1 protein-coding gene is annotated in these 1,084 nt (G+C 49.4%); it reads left to right on the top strand.

The window, feature by feature from the left end:
* A partial coding sequence (locus tag AB4384_RS23305; protein ID WP_372130183.1) for a hypothetical protein occupies window positions 1-1,084 on the top strand: 1,084 nt, incomplete at both ends.

The raw sequence follows: 1,084 nt of genomic DNA, 5'->3' as shown, positions 1-1,084 counted from the left end.
AGTGCTGGCGATTACATCGGCTTCGTGAAAGACGCGTCGGATGTTGAAACCAACGTCTTCACTATTAGCTTCTCGGATACCAATTTAGGTCAATACACATTTACGTTACTTGAAGCGTTTGACCACGAAGATGGTCTGGTGAATAACAGTTTGAGCTTTGACCTGCCTGTTTATGCGGTAGACAGCGACGGTGACGACTCAGTGATGTCGCCACTGACTGTGACCATCGAAGATGATGTTCAAGGCATGAGCAATGGCATCCTGAATATCGAAGAGCCGACCGTTGCCGATCTGGCTGCTGGGGTGGTGACTACAACTACCATTGATGTGATGCCAGAGCAGAGTGCTGACGGTTCGACCATTACTGAGTTCACTTACGATGGCGGTACGCCACTAACACTTGACCAAACGGATACCGGCGAGCAAGAGTTTATCTTCACTGAAGGCTCTCTGTTTATCACCCTTGGAGGTGAAGTTCGCTTCGAACCAAACCGCAATCTAGACCACACGGTTAGCGAAGACATCGTCAAATCGATTGTCGTGACCTCAAGCGATGGCGATGTGGACGTTGAAACCGCGACGGTTGTTCTGACCATTACCGACGGCGATATCCCAACCATCGAATCCGTACCAAGCGTTATTCTGTCTGAAACACAGCTTGCCGATGGCTCGACACCAAGCGGCAGTGCGGTGAGCCAAACCGAGACTATCTCGTTTACCAACCAAAGTGATGATGTTGAGAAGTTCCGAATCGAACCAACTGAGTTCAATGTGGGTGGTGCGTTAACGTCGAATAACATTGCGGTTGAGCTTAAAGAAGACCCAGCAGACTCAGGCATCTATGTCGGCTTTATTGATGACGCTGGAACGGACGTTCCTGTCTTCAGCTTAAGCTTCTCAGGTACCACGTTGGGTGAATACACCTTCACGTTGCTTGAGGCGTTAGACCATGCCGATGGCTTAGATAGTAACGAGCTGACCTTCGACTTACCAGTTTATGCGGTGGACTCAGATGGTGATGATTCATTAATGACTCCGTTGTCGGTGACCATTGGTGATGACGTCCAAATCATGGCGAACGGTA

Source organism: Vibrio sp. 10N.261.51.A4 (assembly GCF_041471945.1).
Lineage (GTDB): Bacteria > Pseudomonadota > Gammaproteobacteria > Enterobacterales > Vibrionaceae > Vibrio > Vibrio crassostreae_C.
This window is presented reverse-complemented; position numbering and strand designations above follow the sequence as displayed.